24 protein-coding genes are annotated in these 24,512 nt (G+C 37.2%); 2 read left to right on the forward strand and 22 right to left on the reverse strand.

What is annotated here, in order from left to right:
• Nucleotide 1: 1 nt before the first annotated feature.
• From miaB to ACYQ2D_RS01695, 9 genes are all read right to left on the reverse strand, one after another.
• On the reverse strand, nt 2–1,462 hold the full coding sequence (gene miaB, locus ACYQ2D_RS01655; protein ID WP_459784469.1) for a tRNA (N6-isopentenyl adenosine(37)-C2)-methylthiotransferase MiaB: 1,461 nt from the start codon (nt 1,460–1,462) through the stop codon (nt 2–4).
• 167 nt (nt 1,463–1,629) lie between these two features.
• On the reverse strand, nt 1,630–1,854 hold the full coding sequence (locus tag ACYQ2D_RS01660) for a DUF896 domain-containing protein (protein ID WP_022304377.1): 225 nt from the start codon (nt 1,852–1,854) through the stop codon (nt 1,630–1,632).
• A 65-nt stretch (nt 1,855–1,919) separates the two neighbouring features.
• Complete coding sequence (gene proB / locus ACYQ2D_RS01665) at nt 1,920–2,765, reverse strand: glutamate 5-kinase (RefSeq protein ID WP_117455647.1); 846 nt, start codon at nt 2,763–2,765, stop codon at nt 1,920–1,922.
• Between the two features lie 118 nt (nt 2,766–2,883).
• Complete coding sequence (locus ACYQ2D_RS01670) at nt 2,884–3,360, reverse strand: hypothetical protein (RefSeq protein ID WP_459784471.1); 477 nt, start codon at nt 3,358–3,360, stop codon at nt 2,884–2,886.
• A 150-nt stretch (nt 3,361–3,510) separates the two neighbouring features.
• On the reverse strand, nt 3,511–4,008 hold the full coding sequence (gene ybeY / locus ACYQ2D_RS01675; protein ID WP_022304380.1) for an rRNA maturation RNase YbeY: 498 nt from the start codon (nt 4,006–4,008) through the stop codon (nt 3,511–3,513).
• On the reverse strand, nt 4,005–5,015 hold the full coding sequence (locus ACYQ2D_RS01680; protein ID WP_022304381.1) for a PhoH family protein: 1,011 nt from the start codon (nt 5,013–5,015) through the stop codon (nt 4,005–4,007). Before ACYQ2D_RS01680 ends, ybeY begins: the two co-directional genes overlap by 4 nt.
• On the reverse strand, nt 4,999–6,228 hold the full coding sequence (locus tag ACYQ2D_RS01685) for a sporulation protein YqfD (protein ID WP_459784472.1): 1,230 nt from the start codon (nt 6,226–6,228) through the stop codon (nt 4,999–5,001). The genes ACYQ2D_RS01680 and ACYQ2D_RS01685 overlap by 17 nt, the downstream gene beginning before the upstream one ends.
• A gap of 32 nt (nt 6,229–6,260) precedes the next feature.
• Nucleotides 6,261–6,533 (reverse strand): YabP/YqfC family sporulation protein, encoded by a 273-nt coding sequence (locus ACYQ2D_RS01690; protein WP_022304383.1) that lies wholly within the window; start codon nt 6,531–6,533, stop codon nt 6,261–6,263.
• Nucleotides 6,534–6,598: 65 nt separating this feature from the next.
• Complete coding sequence (locus tag ACYQ2D_RS01695; RefSeq protein WP_459784473.1) at nt 6,599–7,135, reverse strand: DUF2284 domain-containing protein; 537 nt, start codon at nt 7,133–7,135, stop codon at nt 6,599–6,601.
• A 90-nt stretch (nt 7,136–7,225) separates the two neighbouring features.
• On the opposite strand from ACYQ2D_RS01695, the gene ACYQ2D_RS01700 reads away from it, so the two are divergent.
• Entirely contained in the window at nt 7,226–7,417 is a 192-nt protein-coding gene (locus ACYQ2D_RS01700) for a hypothetical protein (protein WP_117455641.1), read from the forward strand.
• Here the strand turns inward: ACYQ2D_RS01700 and rlmH are convergent.
• The 13 genes from rlmH to ACYQ2D_RS01765 form a co-directional block, all read right to left on the reverse strand.
• Nucleotides 7,408–7,887, reverse strand: a complete 480-nt coding sequence (gene rlmH / locus ACYQ2D_RS01705) for a 23S rRNA (pseudouridine(1915)-N(3))-methyltransferase RlmH (RefSeq protein ID WP_022304386.1) — start codon at nt 7,885–7,887, stop codon at nt 7,408–7,410. The genes ACYQ2D_RS01700 and rlmH overlap by 10 nt on opposite strands.
• 81 nt (nt 7,888–7,968) lie before the next feature.
• Nucleotides 7,969–9,363 (reverse strand): NADPH-dependent glutamate synthase, encoded by a 1,395-nt coding sequence (gene gltA, locus ACYQ2D_RS01710; protein ID WP_459784474.1) that lies wholly within the window; start codon nt 9,361–9,363, stop codon nt 7,969–7,971.
• Nucleotides 9,363–10,250, reverse strand: coding sequence for a sulfide/dihydroorotate dehydrogenase-like FAD/NAD-binding protein (locus ACYQ2D_RS01715; protein WP_022304388.1), 888 nt, complete (start codon nt 10,248–10,250; stop codon nt 9,363–9,365). The genes gltA and ACYQ2D_RS01715 overlap by 1 nt, the downstream gene beginning before the upstream one ends.
• A 133-nt stretch (nt 10,251–10,383) precedes the next feature.
• Entirely contained in the window at nt 10,384–11,523 is a 1,140-nt protein-coding gene (locus ACYQ2D_RS01720; RefSeq protein WP_117455637.1) for a chitobiase/beta-hexosaminidase C-terminal domain-containing protein, read from the reverse strand.
• 83 nt (nt 11,524–11,606) lie between these two features.
• Nucleotides 11,607–14,108, reverse strand: a complete 2,502-nt coding sequence (locus ACYQ2D_RS01725; protein ID WP_459785294.1) for a DNA translocase FtsK — start codon at nt 14,106–14,108, stop codon at nt 11,607–11,609.
• 268 nt (nt 14,109–14,376) lie between these two features.
• Entirely contained in the window at nt 14,377–15,252 is an 876-nt protein-coding gene (locus ACYQ2D_RS01730) for an undecaprenyl-diphosphate phosphatase (protein ID WP_117455635.1), read from the reverse strand.
• Nucleotides 15,253–15,388: 136 nt separating this feature from the next.
• Complete coding sequence (locus ACYQ2D_RS01735) at nt 15,389–16,093, reverse strand: ClpP family protease (protein ID WP_459784475.1); 705 nt, start codon at nt 16,091–16,093, stop codon at nt 15,389–15,391.
• An 81-nt stretch (nt 16,094–16,174) separates the two neighbouring features.
• Nucleotides 16,175–16,903 (reverse strand): YebC/PmpR family DNA-binding transcriptional regulator, encoded by a 729-nt coding sequence (locus tag ACYQ2D_RS01740; RefSeq protein ID WP_022304393.1) that lies wholly within the window; start codon nt 16,901–16,903, stop codon nt 16,175–16,177.
• A complete protein-coding gene (locus tag ACYQ2D_RS01745; protein WP_372554438.1) occupies nt 16,873–18,252 on the reverse strand; it encodes a hemolysin family protein in 1,380 nt (459 codons plus the stop codon). The genes ACYQ2D_RS01740 and ACYQ2D_RS01745 overlap by 31 nt, the downstream gene beginning before the upstream one ends.
• Nucleotides 18,253–18,355: 103 nt before the next feature.
• Entirely contained in the window at nt 18,356–18,703 is a 348-nt protein-coding gene (locus ACYQ2D_RS01750) for a type II toxin-antitoxin system PemK/MazF family toxin (protein WP_022304395.1), read from the reverse strand.
• Between the two features lie 327 nt (nt 18,704–19,030).
• A complete protein-coding gene (gene alr / locus ACYQ2D_RS01755; RefSeq protein WP_117455631.1) occupies nt 19,031–20,167 on the reverse strand; it encodes an alanine racemase in 1,137 nt (378 codons plus the stop codon).
• A gap of 6 nt (nt 20,168–20,173) precedes the next feature.
• Nucleotides 20,174–21,667: an NAD(P)H-hydrate dehydratase gene (locus ACYQ2D_RS01760; protein WP_459784476.1), complete on the reverse strand. Its 1,494-nt coding sequence runs from the start codon at nt 21,665–21,667 to the stop codon at nt 20,174–20,176.
• Nucleotides 21,668–21,741: 74 nt separating this feature from the next.
• Nucleotides 21,742–22,389, reverse strand: a complete 648-nt coding sequence (locus ACYQ2D_RS01765) for a redox-sensing transcriptional repressor Rex (RefSeq protein ID WP_022304549.1) — start codon at nt 22,387–22,389, stop codon at nt 21,742–21,744.
• Between the two features lie 201 nt (nt 22,390–22,590).
• Between ACYQ2D_RS01765 and abc-f the strand changes: the two genes are divergently transcribed.
• Entirely contained in the window at nt 22,591–24,501 is a 1,911-nt protein-coding gene (gene abc-f / locus ACYQ2D_RS01770; protein ID WP_117455627.1) for a ribosomal protection-like ABC-F family protein, read from the forward strand.
• The last annotated feature ends 11 nt before the right edge of the window (nt 24,502–24,512 follow it).

The following is a 24,512-nucleotide window of genomic DNA, read 5'->3' on the forward strand; positions in this document are numbered from 1 at the left end:
TTTAGCCTACCTTTGTTCCCATATAATAAAATCCGCGACATTCATCAAGGTGAACGGAAACAATATTTCCAATTAATGAAGCATCTCCAGGAAAATGTACCAGTAAATTATTAGACATCCTTCCGGTTACTAAAGAAGGGTCATGCTCATTCACCTCTTCTACCAGTACTTCCTGTACACTTCCTGTATCTCTGGATGACATTTCCCTTCCAATCGTCTGTACTTCTTCTAACAAACGGTCAAAACGGTCTTTCATTACATCTTCTGAAATCTGATTTTCCATTACAGCAGCCGGTGTTCCGGTTCGTTTAGAATAAAGGAAAGTAAATGCACTGTCAAAACGAACTTTTTTTACCACATCCATTGTTTCTAAGAAATCTTCTTCTGTCTCACCCGGAAATCCAACAATAATATCTGTCGTCAGAGAAATATCCGGCATAGCCGTTTTAATTTTCTTTACTAAGGTAAGATAACGCTCTTTATCATAATGACGATTCATAATCTTTAAGATTCTGCTGCTCCCTGACTGAAGTGGTAGATGCAGGTGACGGCAGATTTTCTTGCTGTCTTTCATCACTTCAATTAATTCATCCGATAAATCCTTCGGGTGAGAAGTCATAAAACGAATTCTCTCTAAGCCTTCGATTTTTTCGATTTCTTTTAACAACTGTGCAAAGGTAACCGGCTCTTCTAAATTTTTTCCATAGGAATTGACATTTTGTCCAAGAAGCATGACTTCTTTTACTCCATCTTCTACTAACTTTTCAATTTCACGGACAATATCTTTTAGATTTCGGCTTCTTTCTCTTCCCCTTACATAAGGTACAATACAATAGCTACAGAAATTATTACAACCAAACATAATGTTGACACCGGATTTAAAGGCATACTTACGTTCACTTGGCAAATCCTCTACTATTTTATCAGTATCTTTCCAGATATCAATGACCATACGGTCCGATTCTAACGCTGTTACAATCAATTCTGAAAACTTATAAATATTATGTGTACCAAAAATCAGATTAACAAAAGAATAACTCTTCTTTAATTTTTCTACTACCTGTGCTTCCTGCATCATACAGCCACAAAGAGCAATCATCATGTGCGGCTTCTTCTTTTTGATACTGTGAAGATACCCCAAACGACCGTACACTCTCTGATTCGCATTTTCACGGACCGTACAAGTATTATAGATAACAAAATCCGCATTTTCATCTTCTACTTCTGTATAACCCACTTCATCTAAAATACCCACTAATTTTTCAGAGTCGCGCGCATTCATCTGACACCCAAAGGTTTTGGTACACGAGGTAAGAGGTCTGCCGAGTTCTTTGCTTTTCTGCTTTACAAGCATACGTGCTTTCTTCATAAAATAATACTGACGCATCGGCTCTTCTGCCGGCGGTGCTTCATTTAAGTCAATCTTTTCTAAAATTTCTTCCAGTTCTTTATTTTTTAACATGTATTTCTCCATTCTAATTTATCTGTTATCAATTTTTCTATTATATCCTAATCTTTTTTATTTTTCAATACAGAGTGTTTTTATTTCACATTCTATAATTTTCATTAAGAAACAAAAAGAGCATCCCGACAGCGGATACCCTTTCTATTTCTTTCTTAGCTTATTTTTTAATGTGTCTTTTTCTTTTTTCCATACTTCTCACCCAAATTGACAATACTTCCATCTTTTTCCTGAATGTTAATGTTATCTAACTGGGTTCTCAAATTCATACGGACAGATGCAATATATTCTGCACGTAATTTTTTTTGTTCTTCTTTTTCTTCTGGTGTCAGACCTGTTGTCTTTGATTTTCTTGCCAGCTCGTTAATTCGCTCAATCTGTTCCTGTTTCATGAAAATTCCTCCGCTTCTTTATATCTGTACTCTCCAAATTTTTCTGTTAGTACATTTATTTCATTCTATCCCAATTTATCAATAATGTCATCCAGATAAAACTCTTCTTTCTTATCTGCTAAAAATAAAGTTCCATGATTTCTTCCCTGCATAATTTTATGTATGACATGGAAATCATTTCCATTTGCAATGACCATATCAGCACCTGCACTAGTTGCTATATGTGCAGCCTTTAATTTCGTTGCCATTCCGCCAGTTCCTACAGAACTTTTTGAGGTATCTTTTGCCATGGCATCCAGATGAGAATCCAGTTTTTCTACCAGGTCAATAAATTCTGCATTTGGATTCTGATTTGGGTCATCCGTAAAAAGTCCATCAATATCGGATAGCAAAATTAACATATCTGCCCCTGTCAGCGCCGCAACCAGTGCAGAAAGTGTATCATTATCGCCAAATTCAATTTCATCTGTAGAAATGGTATCATTTTCGTTTACAATCGGAATTGTGCCCATCTCAAGCAGAGTATCGAAAGTATTTTTTGCATTAATTCTTGTTGCACGGTTAATCATCGTATATTTTGTCATCAAAATCTGTGCTGCTGTCTGATTGTATTCTGCAAACAATTTTTGATAAATCATCATCAGGCGTGCCTGTCCGATTGCTGCACATGCCTGTCTTTTCGCAAGTTCCTTCGGTTTATGGTCAATTCCCATCGCACTTCTTCCTACTGCAATCGCTCCTGAAGAAACCACAATCACTTCTTTTCCCTGATTATGTAAATCTGCAAGCTCTCTTACAAGAATTTCCATTTTCATCAAATTCAAACGACCGGTTTCTTCATGCGTCAATGATGAAGAGCCTATCTTTACTACGATTCTTTTTTTCTCTTTTAATCGGTCTCGTACTTTCATGTATTCTCCTCTCCTGTATCGCCTTTTTATACTTTTTCTATATTAAAAGCTAAGGATTTCTGGCTTTGTTTCATGTTTTTTTATCTTACTACATTTTTTTTCTTTCGTAAAGTAGGATTTAAGAAGAATAATTCTCCAAAAAACTGTAAAGTGCTTCTGTTCCTGTTACTTCCTTGCCTGCCAGCACTTGTACCTGTTCGTCTGAAGGCAGCGCCTCTATTGGAATATTGGTCGTTTCAAACAACTGCCTGTCTGCTTTTTTGTATACGGCAAGATAATCATCTTTTACCTTTATCAAAAAAACCTCCTGATTGTCCGGTTCTTCTTTTTGAAGCACAATCTGGTTTTCTCCATAAGAGTGAATCCGGTATACTTGTTGTTTTACACTTCCACTCTTCTCATCATAAGATTCAAATACATATTTTTTATTCTGGTTAAATGGAACAGCTGATACCTGCTTTCCAATCCAGTCACTTTCTGTCTCCAAATCCTGTATCCTCTCTTTTAAGCCAGATACTTCACAATAAGAAACAATACCATTTCCTATTACAAGAGCAGACAAAAAAAAGCCGATACCAGAAATTATTTTTTTCATAAAAGACACTCCTTACTATTGTTCATTACCCTCGAAGACTTACTTGATTTGGTTAAATCAAATGCCACCAGATTCCGAGCGTAAATTGTTTTTATGAAACTAGTATCGACTTTATTTTTTTATTTATTCAATCTTTGATTCAAAAACTTTTTATTTACGGAGAATTCCAAGTTCTTCTAAGATTTCTTCCTGTTTCTTTTCCATAACAGCCGCTTCATTTGGCTCCATATGGTCATATCCCATTAGATGCAGCATACTGTGTGCAATTAAGAAAGCATACTCTCTTACTTCCCCATGTCCATAAGTTTCTGCCTGTTCTCTCATTCTTCCGACTGCAATCATAATATCTCCTAAAATCAATTCTCCGGTATCCGGATGAAATGCATCTTCCTCTTCTTCCAAAAAGGAAAAATCTCCAGGAGTATCAAAGTCAAGCATTGGAAAAGAAAGGACATCTGTCACACGGTCAATTTTACGAAACTCAGCATTTGTTTTTCGTATTTCTTCATCCGTCGTAAGTACAAGACTGACTTCCGCTTCATAAGGGCATTTTTCAAAATCCAGTGCTGCTTCCACTACTTCTTTTGCAATTTTTTCATAATCAAATCCCAGTTCTCCCAAATATTCTTTATCAATATTTAAAGTCATTTCCACTCCCTCTTTCTTTTCATCTCTTTTGTTTCTTTTTGAGGTTTCTGTTTTTTCTCATACTCATCATAAGCTTCTACAATCTTTTGTACCAGCGGATGACGTACCACGTCTTTATTAGTCAACTGGCAAAATGAAATTCCATCTACCTTTTTCAATACCTGCATTGCGATATCCAATCCAGAGCGTACCCCTGCCGGTAAATCTTTCTGAGTCTTATCTCCGGTTACAATTACTTTTGAACCAAAACCAATACGAGTTAAAAACATTTTCATCTGCGCCGGTGTTGTATTTTGTGCTTCATCGAGAATAATAAAGGCATTATCTAAGGTTCGACCTCGCATATATGCAAGTGGTGCCACCTCAATCAGACCTTTTTCCATATTTTTTGCAAAACTTTCCGGTCCCATAATCTGATACAGTGCGTCATACAATGGACGAAGATATGGATCAATTTTACTTTGCAAATCCCCTGGTAAAAATCCCAGTTTTTCACCTGCTTCAATTGCCGGACGAGTTAAAATAATTTTTCCAACTTCATCATTTTTAAATGCAGTTACTGCCATTGCAATTGCCAGATAGGTTTTTCCGGTTCCGGCAGGTCCGACACCAAATACTATCATTTTCTTACGGATTTCATCTACATAAGACTTTTGTCCCAGTGTTTTTGGCTTGATCGGACGACCATTGATAGTGTGGCAGATAAAATCTCTGTCCATCTCTGCCATCTGTCCCTCTTTTTCTTCAAAGGTAAGAGAAAGCGTATAATCTACATTCTGTTCTGTAATCGTATTTCCCCTCTTAGAAAGCATTAACAACTGTGAAATCACCCTCTGTGCTTGATTTGCAGAAGTTTCATTTCCTAAAATCTTTAATTTTCCATCTCTTGAAATAATCGTAACATTTAATGCCCGCTCTATTTTTTTTACATATTCGTCGAATTGTCCAAACACATTTTTTTCATGTTCTGCCGGAAAATCCATCCGAGATTCAATTATATTGCTCATCTATGCTGTTATTCCTTTCTGTCTTCAGCGGTGTCTGACAAGTCGCCTTTTCAATTAAAATCAAACTTCCTTTTGTCACACAGCTGTTCTTGTTTACCTCTATTCTAACATGATTTTCAGATATTTGAATACCTTTTTGTGATAAAGTTTCTAGCACACGTAAAATTGTCTGCTCTGCCTTTTTTTCTGCCTCTTTCTTCGTATAAATCCTCTCTTTTTTCTCTATTGCATAATCTATACTTTTTCCATAGAACACGGGTAGCTTAAAATTTTCTGTCAGCTTCAACTGTCGAAGTTTCAGCAACCGATTATATTCCTGCTTTTTTAAGTTTCGACTGGTATCAAGATAATAATTTCCTGCCTGAATGATATAACCCTGCCTTGTTTCCCCACTCGGTATTATCTTTTGATAGGTTCTCGAAAACTCCTGATAATATTCCATTTTATATTGAATTTCGATATCTGCATCTGCCTGCACCGTTTGATATCCCATAACTTCCTGACTATCATTTATAATTGGAATTTTTCCCGACACTAAAATTTCATTCTTACTACAATTCTCTCCTATTTTCTTTTTTGCCTTTCCCTTTCTTACAATCATAGATAAGATAATTCCATCTTTTTGTGCACGTAAATCACAGGGCATTTCTTTTTTTTGTAACTGTTTTTCTTTTTGATAGCTTTCATTTTCTTTTACTTCTAACATGAGTCTCGTTCCTGTCAATTTCGCTGATACCCATGTAATGTCCGGAAATTCTTTTCTAAGCTTCCCTGCAATATAGCCACAATCTACCTGGTCTCTTCTCATTCCATGCCATACATCCTGTGTTTCAAGATAATTTAAAATCGATTCTGTTGAATTATGAACATTTCCCTCCACATGAATATTCCATACTCTTTCTGATAATAAAAATACAGCTATCAGTGCCAGTAAAAATCCAACAAAAAATACCCTTCTTTTTTTATTTCTGTAAAAAAAGAAAGGTATTCCGTATTTTCCTTTAATTTTAATTTTAGTTCCTGTTTTTCTTCTTACTTCATCCATCCGATAAAAATCTGAAATCAATACATAACCCCAATAAACCGCCTCGTGTTTTTCAATCTGACAAATTTGAATCTTATGATGTGCACACAAATTTAAAAATCGTTCCGATTCTTGTCCCCAAAAACAAATCCTGAGATATCCTTTCCAGAAATTTTTTCCTAAAATCACCTGGTCCTCCCCATTTAGCAATCTAACTCTTTTTAGCCAATAAATTCTAATCTGAAAATTATTCCGGTAATTCTAATTTCTTCATTATCATACGATTGAATGGAAAGTCTGTCTCCCTCTAACTTCAATTTACCATTCTTTGTTAACAAAACAATACAGCTATCCGTATAATATCGGATACACTTATAATTTTCAACACAAAGTTCCCTTTGTCCAATCATCGTTAACACTGGCTCCTGATAAGCCAAGTCTTTTGGAATCTGCATCTTGTCTGCCAGTTTCTGTGGGACGCTTTTTTTTCGCATGAACCGTTTATCCCATACTTCTTATTAATATAAATATGCAAAAACCAATTTCTTATGCGGATTTTTTATGTAAGAAATAAAATCCCAAACCACAAAATCTGATTCGGACTTAACGTAAATTCCATATCAAACTTTTCAGCCAGCTCACTTACAATAATTCCATGACTTTCCACACAAGGATGCATTTTCTCCGGAAAGCGACACGGACCGTCTGGATATGCGCAAGTATCACAAATGTCGCAGGATTCTGTGGACAATGCCATACACTCGCTTCCCTGTGACTTTATAAATGCTTCAATTGCAGCTGTTACCTCTTCGTGTTCCGCTCTGGTTGCAAGTGTTTCTTCAAAATTAATTACATCGGATACTTCTGCAATCGTAGAAAACAAAAAACATTCTTTATACTTGAGACATCTGTGTTTACATTCTTCTACACTTCCGACTGCCGGCGGGCATGCCCAGGTAGAATTATAACGCTCACATTCCTGTTCACAAATCCATCTCACCCGATAAGAAAATTCAATCTCTTCAGGTTTAAAAAAAGCATACTGATACACCGGATACTGACAGATAAATTCTTCAATTTGTTCGTGTGTTACCATTTTCTTTCCTCAACTTTCTTTTCTTTTTGCTTCTTTTCCGTTATAATAAAAGTATAAATTTATCACTTACCTTGAAAGGAGATGCCCACGATGTCAGACACTGCAGATACCTCAAATGAATATACGAAAATCTATCATACCAAGTGTCTTACCGATGCAAGTGATGTCACCCATACTGTGCTTTATAAAAAGTCCACCTGCACCCGCGTAGATGATTTGGTTCTTAATTTTCATTGCAGTCGTGATTCAAAATGCGTAAAATGCCAGCAGAATTATTTATGATAGGGTTCTCGATTGATAATACGGTAACTCCGATATATCTGTTCGAGCAAAATAACACGCATTAACTGATGGGGAAAAGTCATTTTAGAAAAACTTAAGGCATAATTAGATTTTTTTAATACCTCTTTTCCAAGCCCAATCGAACCCCCGATGATAAAAACAATTTGACTTTTTCCCTGTATTCCAAGCTGTTCTATCTTATCAGCCAGTTCCTCTGAAGCCAGCTGTTTCCCTCCAATTTCAAGTGTTATTACATAAGCATCTTCTTTTATATATTTTAAAATCCGTTCTCCCTCTTTTGAACGAATGGACTCTTCTACCACTTCACTGGCACGTTCCGGTGTTTTTTCATCTGCCACTTCAATAATTTCTAATTTACAATATTTACTTAAGCGTTTACTGTACTCTCCAATTGCATCTCTTAAATATTTTTCTTTTATCTTTCCAACTGTAATCAGCGTAATCTTCATATTTGCTCCATCTGTTTTGAATAAAGTCAAAAAGACCCTACTGCCGCCAAAGCAGCAGAAGGGTTTTTTAGCATCTTTTGATTAGTTTTCTTTTCCTTTGATGAATTCATCAATGCCTTTCGCAGCTGCTTTACCTGCACCCATAGCAAGGATAACTGTAGCTGCACCTGTTACAGCATCACCACCGGCATATACGCCTTCTTTTGTGGTTTTTCCTGTTTCTTCATCTGCAATAATACATTTTCTCTTGTTTGTGTCAAGACCAATTGTAGTAGAAGAAATCAATGGATTTGGAGAAGTTCCCAGAGACATAATAACTGTGTCTACATCCATTTCAAATTCGGAATCCGGAATTACAACCGGACGTCTTCTTCCAGAAGCATCCGCTTCACCAAGCTCCATGCGAACACATTTCATACCTTTTACCCAGCCGTTTTCGTCTGCAACAATTTCAACCGGATTTGTTAACAGGTCAAAAATGATTCCTTCTTCTTTTGCGTGATGTACTTCTTCTGCTCTTGCAGGAAGCTCAGACTCACTTCTTCTGTATACAATATGTACTTCTGCACCCAGACGAAGTGCAGTTCTTGCAGCATCCATTGCAACATTACCACCACCGATAACAGCAACTTTCTTACCAGTTTTAATCGGTGTATCATGGTCATCACGAAACGCTTTCATCAGGTTACTTCTTGTCAGATATTCATTAGCAGAGAATACACCGTTGCTTACTTCACCCGGGATTCCCATAAACATCGGAAGACCTGCTCCAGAACCGATAAATACAGCTTCAAATCCTTCTTTTTCAAGAAGCTCATCGATTGTAGTAGATTTACCGATAATAACGTTTGTTTCAATTTTTACGCCAAGAGATTTTACGTTTTCAATCTCTTCTTTTACAACTTTATCTTTTGGAAGACGAAATTCCGGAATACCATAAACTAAAACTCCGCCCGGCTGATGAAGTGCTTCAAAGATTGTTACATCATAGCCAAGTTTTGCCAGGTCACCAGCACAGGTAAGACCAGCAGGACCGGAACCGATAACAGCAATTTTATGTCCATTTTTTACTTCTGCTGCTTCTGGTTTGATGCCATTTTCTTTTGCCCAGTCAGCAACAAAACGTTCCAATTTACCGATGGAAACTGCTTCACCTTTGATTCCACGGATACATTTTCCTTCACACTGGCTTTCCTGCGGACATACACGCCCACAAACTGCCGGAAGAGAACTTGATTTTCCGATTACTTTATAAGCTTCTTCAAAATTTCCTTCTTTTACTTCTTTTACAAAGCCAGGAATATCAATATTTACAGGACATCCCTGTACACATTTTGCATTTTTACAAGTCAGACAGCGATTTGCTTCTTCTACTGCTTCTTCCTTATTATATCCTAAACATACTTCTTCAAAGTTCGTTGCTCTTACTTTTGCGTCCTGTTCTCTAACCGGAACTTTCTTTAATACGTCACCCATTATTTGTCACCTCCACAGTTTCCGCATCCACCGTGATGAGTATCTCCTTCACGCTGTTTTAATAATGCACGTCCTTCTTCTGTCTTGTACATCTGCTGTCTCTGCATAGCAAGATTCCAGTCAATCAGATGTCCATCAAATTCCGGTCCGTCTACACATGCGAATTTCACTTCATCTCCAACAATTACACGACATGCTCCACACATACCAGTACCATCTACCATAATCGGGTTCATGGATACGATTGTCGGAATTCCAAGCTTCTGTGTTGTAAGGCAACAGAATTTCATCATAATCATCGGTCCGATGGAAACACATTTTGTATAGGTTTTTCCTTCAGCTACTAAATCTTCAATAACTTTTGTAACCATACCATGACGTCCATAAGAACCATCATCCGTTGTAATATATAAATTACCTGCAACAGCTTTCATTTCTTCTTCAAGAATAATTAAATCTTTTGTTTTTGCACCAACGATAACATCGGCATCGATACCATGTTCATGCAGCCATTTTACCTGTGGATAAACCGGAGCGGTTCCTACACCGCCGGCAACAAATAAAATTTTTTCTTTTTTCAGGTCTTCTAAATCTTCCTCTACTAATTCTGACGGACATCCTAATGGTCCAACAAAATCTTCAAAGAAATCTCCCTCTTTCATCTGTGCAAATTTTGTAGTAGAAGCTCCAATCGGCTGGAATACGATTGTAATGGTTCCTGCTTCTCTGTCATAGTCACAGATTGTCAGCGGAATTCTTTCACCCTCATCATCTTTTTTTACGATAATGAACTGACCAGGCTGGCAGTGCTGCGCAACACGTGGTGCTTCTACAACCATGAGATAAATAACCTCATTCAGCTTTTCTGCTTTCAGAATCTTGTACATATTGTCCTCCTCATAATTCCCAAAAGGGAATATTTTATTGCTATGATTGCTATCAACCAGTATAATCCAATTTTCATCAAAATTCAATTAAAAAATCGTACTTTTCCTCAAACATACAAAAAAAACTAGTTTCTCACTGGTAAAAGACATACGTTTCACTTGCAGTCAAACTAATTTTTCCATTTTTATTCACCAAAATTGCGGAAAAAATATGTTCACCCTCTGGCATTTCAACCGGTCCTGTGTACCTTGTACTTTCTGTCGTCACAGTATCATCAAATGCATAATAAGCAGTACAGCCACTCGGCACTGCAATTCGAATTTTTGTCGCCTTTTCATATTGCCCGGAATCCGGTGTGATTTTAGGTGCATCCGGAGCTTTAAATTCAATCTTATAAACTTCTTCTTTATTTTCGCTTGGGATTCCCTTAGCATTATAGGCAATATACTTTAACGTGTATTCTCCTTCTTCTGATAAAACAATTCCATAGTCTGAATCATAACGTGTTCCATTTGTCTTATCTGGTTCACTACCATCCAAAGTATAATAAACCTTTGTTCCATATTTCATGGCAGTAAAATCAATCCTCTGTTCTTTCTCGTAAGTTCCACCATTTAAAGAAATTACCGGTACTTCACATACATAATCTTCGTAACGTGATTTCACTTTTTCATTATCACACTCATCTAAAAGTGACTTAATCGAATCATAATCTTTCTGTTTTTCATAAAGTCTCAACAGTTCTCCATAGGCACTTACATTATCCTGTTCTTTTTCTATTACAGATGAAAGAATAGGAAGTGCTTTTTCTTCCTCTCCGTTTACTGTATAAATTTTTGCCTGCAGAATTTTTGCTGATGTACTGTCCGGCTGTAATTCCAATGCCCGCTCCAGATAGCTTAAAGCAGATTCATAATTTTTATTTGTCACTTCTGACTCCGCCTGTGCCATCTGCATGTCAAACGAATTATATTCTTTCCGCTTAATTGCAAAACCTGCCACACCTGCCAATAAAATCAAGGCAGCAATACTCCCTCCGAATATTTGATATTTTCTCCGTTTTTTCTTCCGAATTTCTTCCTGACGTTTTTTCTGGCGCAGTTCTTCTTCCTTTTTTTGTTTTTTTTCTTTCAAATTTTTCTCCCGCATTTGTTTTTGAAGCAGAATCGTCTCCAATGTATGATATTCCGGCACCCATTGTATTTCACTTTTACATACCGGACAAAATAATGTTCCATCTTTTAGTTCCGTGCCACAATTTGCACATTTCATGTAAGACAACCTCTTTTCTTTCTCGCCCTGCATGATTTTATCTCAATCTTCAACTAAAATAAAATCATGCAGACCAAAATCCATTATAGATATTCCTCTATATATTGTTCAAATTGTTCCATGGACATAAGAACCTTTCTTGGCTTTGTACCTTCTTCCTGACCAACCACTCCTGCCTCACATAACTGATCCATAATTCTTGCTGCACGGTTAAATCCTATCTTAAACACACGCTGAAGCATTCCTATCGATGCCTTATCCTTTTCTATAATAAATTTACCTGCATCTGCAAAATAAACATCTCTCTCATTAGCCTCTAAAGAAGCTTCTTCCTGTTTTGTTCCTTTCAAAGTATTAATCTGTTTCTCAATTTCATGGTCATACTGTCCATTTGTCTGCTCTGAAAGAAATTTTACAACTGCTGATACTTCTTTATCACTGATAAATGCGCCCTGTACACGTGCCGGTTTCTGATATCCCTGAGGGTAAAACAACATATCACCCTTACCAAGCAGTTTTTCTGCCCCATTCATGTCGATGATCGTTCGGGAATCTACGCCTGAAGAAACCGAAAATGCAATTCGAGATGGCATGTTAGCTTTAATCAAACCAGTAATTACATTAACCGATGGTCTTTGCGTCGCAATAATCAAATGAATCCCTGCTGCACGTGCAAGTTGTGCCAGACGGCATATTGCATCTTCCACCTCTCCCGGGGCAACCATCATAAGGTCAGCCAGCTCGTCTACAATTACCACAATTTGCGGCATCTTTTTCAAGAGTTTTTCCGTCTCCTGATTTATTTTCTTTGCATTTAATACTTCTATTTTTTCATTATATCCTTTAATGTCACGTACATTGTATTCTGCAAATTGATTATAACGTTCCGTCATCTGAGCGACAGCCCAATTTAACGCACCTGCTGCTTTCTTCGGCTCTGTTACTACCGGAATCAAAAGATGTGGAATTCCGTTATAGACGCTTAACTCTACCACTTTCGGGTCTATCATAATGAGTTTTACTTCTTCCGGAGAAGCTTTATACAAAAGACTCATAATTAATGTATTAATACAGACGGACTTACCTGAACCAGTTGCACCGGCAATCAAAAGATGCGGCATCTTTGCAATATCTGCAATCACCGGTTTTCCTGCAATATCTTTTCCAGCCGCAAATGCCAGCTTGGATTTTGATTTTACAAACGCCTCTGACTGAATTAAGTCTCTAAGCATCACTACACTGTTTTGTTTATTCGGTACTTCAATCCCAATTGCGGCTTTTCCTGGAATCGGTGCTTCAATTCGGATATCGGTAGCAGCAAGATTTAACTTGATATCATCTGCAAGGCTTACAATCTTACTTACTTTTACCCCCAGCTCCGGCTGTACCTCGTAACGCGTAACTGTAGGTCCACAGCTGATATTGGTAATGGTTACATTTACACCAAATGTGTGCAGAGTTTCCTGCAATTTTTTTGCGGTATTTCGTAAATGGTCATCTGAGTCACCACCATTTCCCACTCCTTTTTTCAATAACGTAATCGGCGGAAATTCATATACGGCCGGCGGTGCTTCTTTTTGTTGTACTTTTATCTGCTGATTTTCTTTTACAGATGAAAGCTTTTTCTTTTCAGGTTCTTTTTCCTTATCTTTCTGTTGTTTCTTTTCTGTTTTCTTTGGTATCGTCAATTCTTCTAAATCCCACAATGCCACTTCCTCGGCTCTGTGGATTGGAAATGCATTTTGAGGAGTAAATCCCTCTTTTTCTTCTTGTTCTATATTTTTAATGTACTCAGTTTCTTCTGTTTCATGTAAATCGTCAAAATTTATTGGCTCTTTTTCTTCCTCTTCTTTTTTCTTTAAAGCTGATTTTGAAAGTGCTGCCATCTTTGTAATTCCATCGGCAATTTTTGAGTGCTTCGCTCCCTGTTTGTGCTGCTGAAGCTGGAGTTCATCTGAATTTTCTGTCTCCTGAGCTGCCTTTTGTTTTTCCCATCTTTCCTGCTCCAATTTTACCTTTGCGTACATTTTTGTTCCGCTTTTTTTCATCAGTTCAAACATAGATTGCTGCGTTACAAGTACCACAGAAATGATTCCAGAGGCAACTAAAATCACATAAGTACCGGCTACTCCAAATGCTTTCGCCGTTACATTGCAGATCGCTCCGCCCAATACTCCGCCACCACTTTGTGACAAGGCGGATATCCGATAATATTCTTCTAATGTCGTTCCCTCATAATATCCATCTGTCAATAGCTGCATAAAAGCGCAAACCGCTACAAACATCAACAAAAATCCAACCATCTTTCGATATGCTCTTGGATTTTTGCTGTTTGAAATCATAAAAGCAGTCACAAAGAATAAGAACACCGGAAAAACATAAGTTACAATTCCAAATAATCCAAAAAATAAATTACTGATGTAACTTCCAATTATGCCTCCAGCTCCAAAATTACTTAACATTAACAAAATAGAAACTGCAACTAAAATCCAAAGAAAAATCTCTGTATAAAGTTGAGATTCCGTTTTTGTTTCTGTTTTTTTCTCGGAAACTGCAGAACTTTTTCTGTTTTTTCTGACCGGCATGCCTTTTTTTTCTGCTCTTTTTGTCTCGCCTGTTCCGTTTTTTTCGCTTTGAACTTTATTCGTACTTGTTTTATTTGCCCTCGTTTTATTCTTATTTGTTAAACTACTTTTATCTGTATTCCCTTTATGTGTATTGGTTCTGCCTGAATTTGTACCGGTATTGGCTTTACTTGTTTTATTTCGATTCGTTTTTTCTAAATTTGTTTTACCTAAATTTGCTTTTTTTGATGCTGCCATCTACATTACTCCCTTTTTACACTGCCTTTTCTTATAAAGCAAAGCTGCAGATAATTGTCAGAACTGCCATAAAGAAACAATATACACTAAAACGGCGAAATGGCTTTCTTTTTACAATTTTTAACATCATTTTAATACAAAAGCACCCTGTCACAGCCGCTGCAATGAAGCCCAGTACACCCATTCCTACCATTCCTGCTGAGAATTCACCTGGATTGAGCTTTACAATTTCAAGCACCAATGCGCCAATCACAGCCGGTATAGACAGTAAAAACGAATAACGGATTGCAAATTTTCGATTCAAGCCACATAACAGACAAGCCACAATCGTCACCCCTGCACGTGAAATTCCAGGTAACACTGCGAACCCCTGAAAAACACCTATAATAACTGCAACCAGATAAGTGACTTCTTTTGGCACTTTATTTCCTGTTGGAAAGAAATCCGCAATAAACAACAAAACTCCCGTAATCAAGAGTCCGATTCCCGGTGCAAGCAAATTTGCTGACGCTACTCTTACTGACTCTTCTAACAGCATTCCAATAATAAAAGTCGGAACACTAGACACAATCAATAAAAGCATAAACTTCCTGTAATTATTGGGAACTAACTTTCGATAGCGTTTTCCACTCTGTTTCCATCCATTATGAATTCCTGTTCTGATGTTATAGTAAATATCATAGACCAATCGAAGGAGTTCCAGAATCAGTCTTTTTATATCAGAATTAAATGCCAACATAACCGCCACCAGCGTTCCGACGTGTAAAATTACATGAAAAAACACCGATGGCTGTATTTTCATTCCAAAAAGATTTTCTAAAATCACTAAATGTCCGGAACTGCTCACTGGAAAAAATTCAGTAATTCCCTGTACAATTCCCAATAAAAATGCCTGTATATATGACATAAAAACAACCTCATATCTTATGTATTTTCCCATTCTGTTCTTTTTGAACAAATGGGAACATTCTTTTATCGAACATTTATTTTATCATAAAATCTACTTTCGCACAATGTAAAACTCTCTATAATTTTTATTTTTCTTACTTTATCTCCAACGATTTTTCAATCAGCTCATATAACTTGTAAAATGCCTGCGAAATCCCTCCAACTTCATCAATCAATCCCTCTTTTACTGCCTCTTTCCCATCCAGCATTGTTCCGACATCTTTTACCAGCTGTGTGGTATCCAGCATCAGTTCTTCCATTCGATTTTTTCCCATATTAGAATGGGATGCCACAAATTCCGTAATGCGTTCCTGAATTTTCTCAATATTTTTATAAGACTGCATTACTCCGATAAACATTCCATTACTTCTGACCGGATGAATCATCATAGTAGCAGAAGGAACAATATATGAATAATCTGCTGAAACTGCCATCGGAACTCCAATTGAATGACCACCTCCTAAAACCAGAGAAACACTTGGTTTGCTCATAGAGGCAACCATCTCGGCAATTGCCAGACCCGCCTCCACGTCACCTCCTACGGTATTAAGTAGAATTAAAACTCCATCTACCTCGCTGCTATTCTCTATTTCAGCAAGTTTTGGAAGTACATGTTCATACTTTGTCGTTTTACTGTTTGCAGACAATACCTCATGCCCCTCTACTTCTCCAATGATACTTAGCAGATGAATCCGATAATTCTGTTTGTTTTCTTCAAGCAGTATCTGCCCCATCTCTCTTATCTGTTCATTTTGATTTTCTTCTTTTTCTGATATTTGTTTTTTTTCTGTTTCCGACATAAAAAAATACCTCCAAAAATTAAATTTCTGGAGGTATTATGCGCATTTTATTTTAGTATCATGTAATTTTTTTAGATAAAATTATTCATCCCAGTTGTGCCATACATACTGAACATCATCATCATCATCCAATAAATCTAATGTTCTCTGTAAGTTTTTGATATCCTGCTCATCAGTCAGCTCTACATAAGTCTGAGGAATCATGGCAACTTCTGCTTCCATCATCGGGATTCCTTCTTTTTCTAATGCTTCACGCACTGCACTGAATTCATCTGGGTCTGTCAATACTTCAAAGCTGTCCTCTTCTTCTGAGAAATCTTCAGCTCCGGCATCCAGTGCAATCATCATTAAATCATCTGCATCCATTTCACATTCTTCTTTATCAATGATAATCTGACCTTTTCTATCGAACATGAAAGAAACACATCCCGGTGTTCCAATACTTCCGCTTCCTTTTGTGAAATGACTTCTTACATTACCCGCTGTACGGTTTTTATTATCTGTTAAAGTTTCTACGATAATTGCAACTCCGCTTGGACCATATCCTTCGTAAGTAATTCTTTCGTAATTATCTGCGTTACTGTCGCCTGCTGCTTTTTTAATTCCTCTGTCGATTGTATCATTCGGCATGTTATTTGCTTTTGCCTTTGCAATTACATCACGAAGTTTACTGTTGTTATTCGGGTCTGGACCACCCTCTTTTACAGCGATTACAATTTCACGACCAATTACAGTAAAAATTTTACCTTTTTTGGCATCATTTTTTTCTTTCTTATGCTTTATGTTTGCGAATTTTGAATGTCCTGACATTTCTCTTCTCCTTTTTCTTCAGGTAGTTTTTCTACCCTTACTCTTTGAATTGTATTATTTTCCACCGCAAGAATGGTGAACAGATAACCGTTTGCCCGAATTTCTTTATCTTCATCGATATTCGGAATGTGTCCCAAAAGAGAGGTCAGATAACCATTTAATGTTTCATACTCTTCTTCCTGTAAATCAATCGAAAGTGTTTCTTCTACATCTTCAAGTGGAGTTAAACCTTTCATAAGATATGTATTATCTAACTGCTCAATAATAAAATGGTCATCTTCATCATATTCATCTAAAATATTTCCTACAATTTCTTCTAAGATATCTTCCATTGTTACAATACCGGATGTTTGGCCATATTCATCTACAACGATTGCCATGTGAAGTTTCTTTGCCTGCATGCGCTTAAATAAATCATTAATACTTCGAGTTTCCGGAATGTAAGAAGCATCCCGAATCAGGTTCGGAATTCTTCCAACTGTTTCTTCGGCATGATTCTCAAACATCATCTCTTTCATTGCATCTTTCAAATGCAAAATTCCAATAATATCATCAATATCATCCCGATAAACCGGATATCTTGAATTACTGCCGTTTAACATAAGCGTCAATGCCTCTTTTAACGGCGTTTTTTCATCAATCGCATTAATGTTCTTTCGATGTGTCATAATATCCTGCGCCTCTTTATCAGAAAACTCTATGATATTTTGAATCATTTCTGCTTCACTTTCTTCAATCACACCCTGTTCATGCGCATCATCCACAATCGAAATAATTTCTTCTTCTGTCACATCTTCTTCTGATTTATGTGGGTCAATTCCAAATAATCGGACGCACCCATTTGACAGTTTAATCGTAAAAAACGTAAGTGGTGTAAATAATGTAATAAGCAGTTTAACTGTTTTCTCTGTTCGATAAACCCACTTCATAGGCTCTTTTACGGAAACTTTCTTAAAAGAAATCATTCCAATTGCCACTAGTATCCCCACCATAACAAATAATACGAAAGCCGCACACAAAACAGCCTGTACCTTCTTTGACATAGAAGCAAAAAAATCAATATTTCTCAGCACATCTTCAAGTGCCGGCACAATTTTGTGAATTCCAACATAACCGGATAATACAGCAAAAAAAACACTCGATATTAAGGTTGTATTAATCACTCGTGCCGGTGAATCAATCACACTTAAAAGCCACTGTGATTTTTCATCACCTTCCTGTGCCTTTTTTTCAATTTCACTTTCACTTACCTTCTGTATGGCGGAACCAAATCCATACAAAATTCCGTTTATGATAACAAATAAAATCAAAACGATTCCTGTCCATAAAGGACTACTCCCGTCGTCCATAAAATTTCTCTATTCCCTCTTTCTTGTCTCAGATTGCCCTTTTTTCACAGAGCTATTCTACAATAAGATACCATTTTCCTTTTCTCACGTCAAGATTTTTTCACTATGTAGGCAGCTCCAGACTCACACACAGGGCATGGTTGACTTTCTGTAAAATCTCTGCATCCAAATGACAAACCTTGTCTTTTAATCTTCTTTTATCGATTGTACGAAGCTGCTCCAGCAAAATTACCGAATCTTTTACTATCGCATAGGAAGAAGCATCAATCTCAATATGCGTCGGCAGTTTTGCCTTATTCATTTTTGATGTAATAGCAGCACAAATCACAGTCGGACTATGCTTATTTCCCACATCGTTTTGTATAATCAATACAGGGCGGACACCACCCTGTTCACTTCCCACCACGGGCCTTAAATCTGCATAAAAAATATCACCACGTTTAATTACCACACGTTTTCACTCTCCGATTTTTTTCTGTGTTTTCTATCTCAGTCAATAAGACTCCTGCTTCTAGTAAAGCGGACATTCGCAATCCGCTTCGCTACTTGCTCATGAACGCAGTCGCTTCGCAATCTGTCAGTGAGAGTTTTCAACTCCCACTGACATAAGCATCCCCCCTCAGCCGCCGCTTAGTACTGCGCGCACTTAAAGCGGGGGAATGCTTATCTGCATTCAAACACCTTTTTATCATTTTTCCCAATTCTTTCGTGTGTATTCTATGGTTTTTATATTTTCTATGGAAATACTGGCTTTTTGCCATAAATCTCAAAGAAGATTCTAACGGCTTACCAGATAGACTCTTGGAACTCTTTTACTGATACAGCAAGCAAACTCATAATTAAATCTTCCACTTAAGTCACCTAATTCCTCTAATGTAATTTTCTCTTTTCCATCTCTTCCAAGCAGAGTGACTTCATCTAAAATTTTTGCATCCTGAATCTCTGTTACGTCTACCATAAACTGGTCCATACAGACTCTTCCAAGAATCGGCGCCCTCTTTCCATGTATCAGTACATATCCTTTATTGGATAATCCACGACAGTATCCATCTGCATAACCAACCGGAATGGTTGCCACTTTTGTTTCTTTTTCTGTTATAAATGTTCCCCCATAACTGATTGCGGTTCCTTTTTCAACTGTTTTCACATAAGAAATATGTGTTTTCAACTCCATAACCGGTCTTAAAGCAACCGGTTCTTTTTCCACTTCGTCAGATGGATATAAGCCATATAAAATAATTCCAGCACGGACGGCATCCATATTTGCCTCTTTCATACGGATAATTCCAGCACTATTAGAGCAATGCTTCATCGGAATTGAAAGTCCTTCTTCTTCCAGTCTTGAAATAAACTGCTGAAACTTTTCTAATTGCACATAAGCCGGTGTTGTTTCTGCTTCGTCCGCTCTTGCAAAATGGGTAAAAATTCCCTCGATTTCAATATGCGGAAGTTTTGAAATTTTTAAAATTTCAGGAACTGCCTCGTTGATATCCCGATAGCCAATTCGACCCATTCCTGTATCAACTTTTATATGTATTTTTGCAGTTTGATTCATTTTTACCGCAGCATCAGATAAATGCTGTGCCATCTCAAACGTAAAAACCGCCGGTCTCATATCATGCTCAATAATCGTCGGATAATCCTCTGCAAAAGTGTAACCCAAAATAAGAATTGGTTTTTTAATTCCTGCCTCACGAAGTTCCATCCCTTCTTCCACACAGGCAACTGCGATTCCCCAAATATAAGACAAAGATTCAATATGCTGTGCGATAGGAACAGCTCCATGACCATAGGCATCCGCTTTTAACACTGCAATAATCTTTGTATCTTTACTTATATTTTTTTTCATATTTTCCAAATTCCATGTAACGGCATCTAAATCGATTGTTGCATAAATTCTACTTGGTCTATTCATAATCTCTTATCCTCTTTTCTTAAGCACATCTCCTGTATAAGTAATCAGGTCTCCTGCCACCATTGCATATTTCCCTTTTTCTTTTGCAGCTTCATCGCCAGCCAGACCATGAACACATACTCCCATCACAGCTGCATCCAAAGGAGCATAGCCTTGAGCCAGCAATCCGAGTAAAATTCCCGTCAGCACATCGCCACTTCCTGCAGTTGCCATCCCACTATTTCCTGTTGTATTCACATAGACATTTTGACCGCCATCTGCAATTACGGTACGTGCATCTTTGCAAACCAAAGTTACGTTATAAAAATGTGCCAGTTTATTTGTAAGTTCTATCGGCTGTTGTTTCCATTCTTTAATCGAAAGTCCACTTAAGCGTGAAAATTCTCCCAGATGCGGAGTCATAATTACAGGATACTCGTATTTTTCAAGCAAATCAAGTTTACTTTTTAATAAATTTAATCCATCTGCATCAATCACCAATGGTCGTTTAGAACGTTTTAAAACAAATTCTAACAGTTCTTCTGCCTGTTTGTTTGTTCCAAGACCCGGACCAATCCCTACTACATCTGCCCATTCCAGACTTTCTGCCAACGCTTCTGATTTTATCTCTTTTTTGCCATAAAAGCAATACATAGCTTCCGGAAGCTGTACCGGAAGAATTGCCCTGTTCTCTTTTCGAGTATGCACTTTTACCATTCCAACTCCCGTATGCAGAGCCGAAGAGGCACTTAAAAGAGCAGCTCCACTGGTCATCTCATTTCCGGCTATTAGTAATACTTTTCCAAACGTTCCTTTATTTCCGCTTTCTCTGCGAAATAATTTTTCTTTCAAATCTTTTTCTTCAAACGTATAAGTTGAAATCGGAAAACAAATTTCAGGCATTTTTACAATTCCAATATCTGCCACTCTTACATTTCCTGCATACTCTGCTCCTTCATAAAAAACAGTTCCCAGCTTTTCATAAGCAAAACTGACCGTCCAGTCTGCACAAACGGCACATCCAAGTACCTTTCCTGTCGCCGAATCAATCCCTGATGGAATGTCCACTGCCACTACTTTGGCATCTGCCTGATTAATTTCTTTTATTTTTTCTTTGTAACCTCCACCTACTTCTCGGTCTAATCCAACCCCAAAGATGGCATCTACTATAGTAGTATATTCAGACAGGCTTTTATTCTTGACAAACGCAACCTGATATTTTTTTGCAATCTCAATTTGCTGTTTCATCTCCGTCGTAAAATGCGATGGGTCTCCTAAAATTTCCACATCAACCGAAATATTTGAAAGATGCAGCATTCTTGCAAGCGCCACACCGTCTGCTCCATTGTTGCCACTTCCGCATAAAACAAGTACTTTTTTAAGCGGAAGTCTTTCTTTTATCATTGTATCATACACACTTCTTGCGGCACGCTCCATTAACACCAGTGATGGAATTCCTATTTCCTGTATCGTATATCTATCTAATTGCTTCATCTGTGTTCCGGATACGAATTCTCTCATAAAGTCACCCCCAATTTTTGTTTTAAAAATATCAAAAAACTGCTACGAAATATTTTTTCGCAGCAGTTCTTCTATCATTCTTTTTTATGTTCTGTATTATACCGATTCAGATTATAAGACAGACGCATCAGACTTTCGGACAGATGCACATTTTCCACAATGACATCTTCCGGAACTGCCAAATCCAAATGTGCGAAATTCCAAATTGCCTTAATTCCATTCTCCACAAGAAGGTTTGCAGTCTCTTCCGCATAAGCTTTCGGCAGAGTAAGCGTTGCAATTTGAACATCATTCTCTCTTAAAAACTCCGGAAGCTCATCCATCATACGAATTTCATTTCCCCGAATGGAAATTCCTTTCAACACCGGATTGATGTCAAAAATTCCCACAACCTTAAATCCTCTTTTTTCAAATTTTACATAATTCGCAAGTGCCTGTCCCAAATTACCTGCACCAATAATAATAATATGATGGGTTCGGTCAAGACCTAATATTTTTCCTATTTCGGCATAAAGATAAGGTACATTATATCCATATCCCTGTTGTCCGAATCCTCCGAAATTATTTAAATCCTGACGAATCTGAGATGCTGTAACATGCATCTTGGAACTAAGCTCATTAGAAGAAATTCGTTCCACACCCTCTTCTAAAAGTTCACCCAAGTATCGATAATAACGAGGAAGTCTTCTGATTACAGCCTTCGATATACTTTTTTCGTCCACGACTTTACCCTCCTTTTGCCTGATTATTCGTTCTTTCAATACAAAACAAATTTACTTTTATTATATATAATTGTTAAAATAAAGTCAAATACAATTCTCTTAATTGCCGCATTTATCTGTTGTAAAATTCATTTTTTTCGATATAATAAATACAATGGCGTTTTTTTATACAGATAAGTAGAATTTTTTAAGGAGGAACTTATGATACTTGCATGTCAAAATATAGAAAAATCATTCGGAGGCGTAACTTTAATCCAAAATGCCTCTTTTCATATAGAAGACCATGAAAAAGCTGCAATGGTCGGAATTAACGGTGCAGGCAAAACTACCTTACTGCGCATTATTATGCAGGAGCTTCCCACTGATAAAGGAGAAGTCATTCTTGCTAAAGGAAAACGAATTGGTTATCTGGCACAGCATCAGGATTTAGATACAGATTTAACAATTTATGACTCTTTACTTCAAGTAAAACAGCATATTCTTGATATGGAACTACAGATGCGTGAAATAGAAAAACAGATGAAATACGCTAAGGCTGATGAATTAGAACGGCTTATGGATACTTATTCCCGCTTAACCCATAATTTTGAATTGGAAAACGGATACGCTTATAAAAGCGAATTAACCGGTGTTTTAAAGGGTCTGGGCTTTGCGGAAAGTGATTTTTCCAAACTGGTTTCAACTCTCTCCGGAGGTCAGAAAACCCGAGTGGCACTTGGTCGTCTGCTGTTATCCAAACCTGATATCGTACTTCTCGATGAGCCTACCAACCATCTGGATATGGATTCTATCTCCTGGCTGGAGACTTATCTTTTAAACTATGCAGGAGCTGTCTTAATTGTCTCTCATGACCGTTACTTTCTTGATAAAATTGTATCTAAAGTAATTGAAATAGATAACGGAAAAGTTTCTTCTTTTTCCGGAAACTACTCTGCATACAGTGAAAAGAAAGCAATGCTTCGAAAAGAAGCTTATCAGGCTTACATGAATCAACAGCAGGAAATCAAGCATCAAGAAGAAGTCATCACAAAATTAAAACAGTTTAATCGTGAAAAATCTATCCGCCGTGCAGAGAGCCGTGAAAAGATGTTAGATAAAATGGAAGTTCTTGAAAAACCAAGTGAATTAAACGCTTCTATGAAAATCCGTCTCGAACCAAAAATTACCAGTGGAAATGATGTTCTCGATGTAAAAGACTTAAGTAAATCATTTCCAAATCTCCCACTTTTTTCTGATTTAAGTTTTTCTGTCAAAAGAGGAGAACGCGTTGCAATCATTGGAAATAATGGAACTGGCAAAACAACTATTTTAAAAATTTTAAATGGCGTGATTCCTGCTGACAGCGGGACTTTTACTCTTGGAAGCAAAGTTCATATTGGTTACTATGACCAGGAACATCACGTTCTGCATATGGAAAAAACAATCTTCGAAGAAATTTCAGATGATTATCCTAAACTGACCAATACTGAAATTCGGAATCTTCTCGCCGCTTTTCTTTTTACCGGAGATGATGTATTTAAGCAAATCAGCTCTTTGAGCGGCGGAGAACGTGGACGTGTCTCTCTTGCTAAACTGATGTTATCAGAGGCCAATTTTCTAATTCTCGATGAGCCTACCAACCATTTAGATATCGTTTCAAAAGAAATCTTGGAAGAAGCGCTTAATAACTATACCGGAACGGTACTTTATGTTTCTCATGACCGTTATTTTATCAATAAAACTGCAACCAGAATTTTAGATTTAACCAACCATAATCTGGTCAATTATATTGGAAATTATGACTATTATATGGAAAAGCGCGAAGAACTGACTAAAATTTATGCGCCGGACATTCAAGAAGAAACCATCGCTGTTCAAACAGAATCTTCTAATAAATCAGACTGGAAACAGCAAAAAGAAGAACAGGCTCAAAAACGAAAACGCGAAAATGATTTAAAGAAAACAGAAGCAGAAATTGAAAAACTTGAGTTGAGAGACAGCGAAATTGATGAAGAAATGTCCAAACCGGAAGTGGCTGTTGATGTTGCAAAATGTGTTGCTTTATCCAATGAAAAAGCAGAAATCACTTTAAAACTCGAAGAATTATATGAAAAATGGGAAGAGTTGGCATAATGCCCTCTTCC

Source organism: Blautia stercoris (assembly GCF_054657695.1).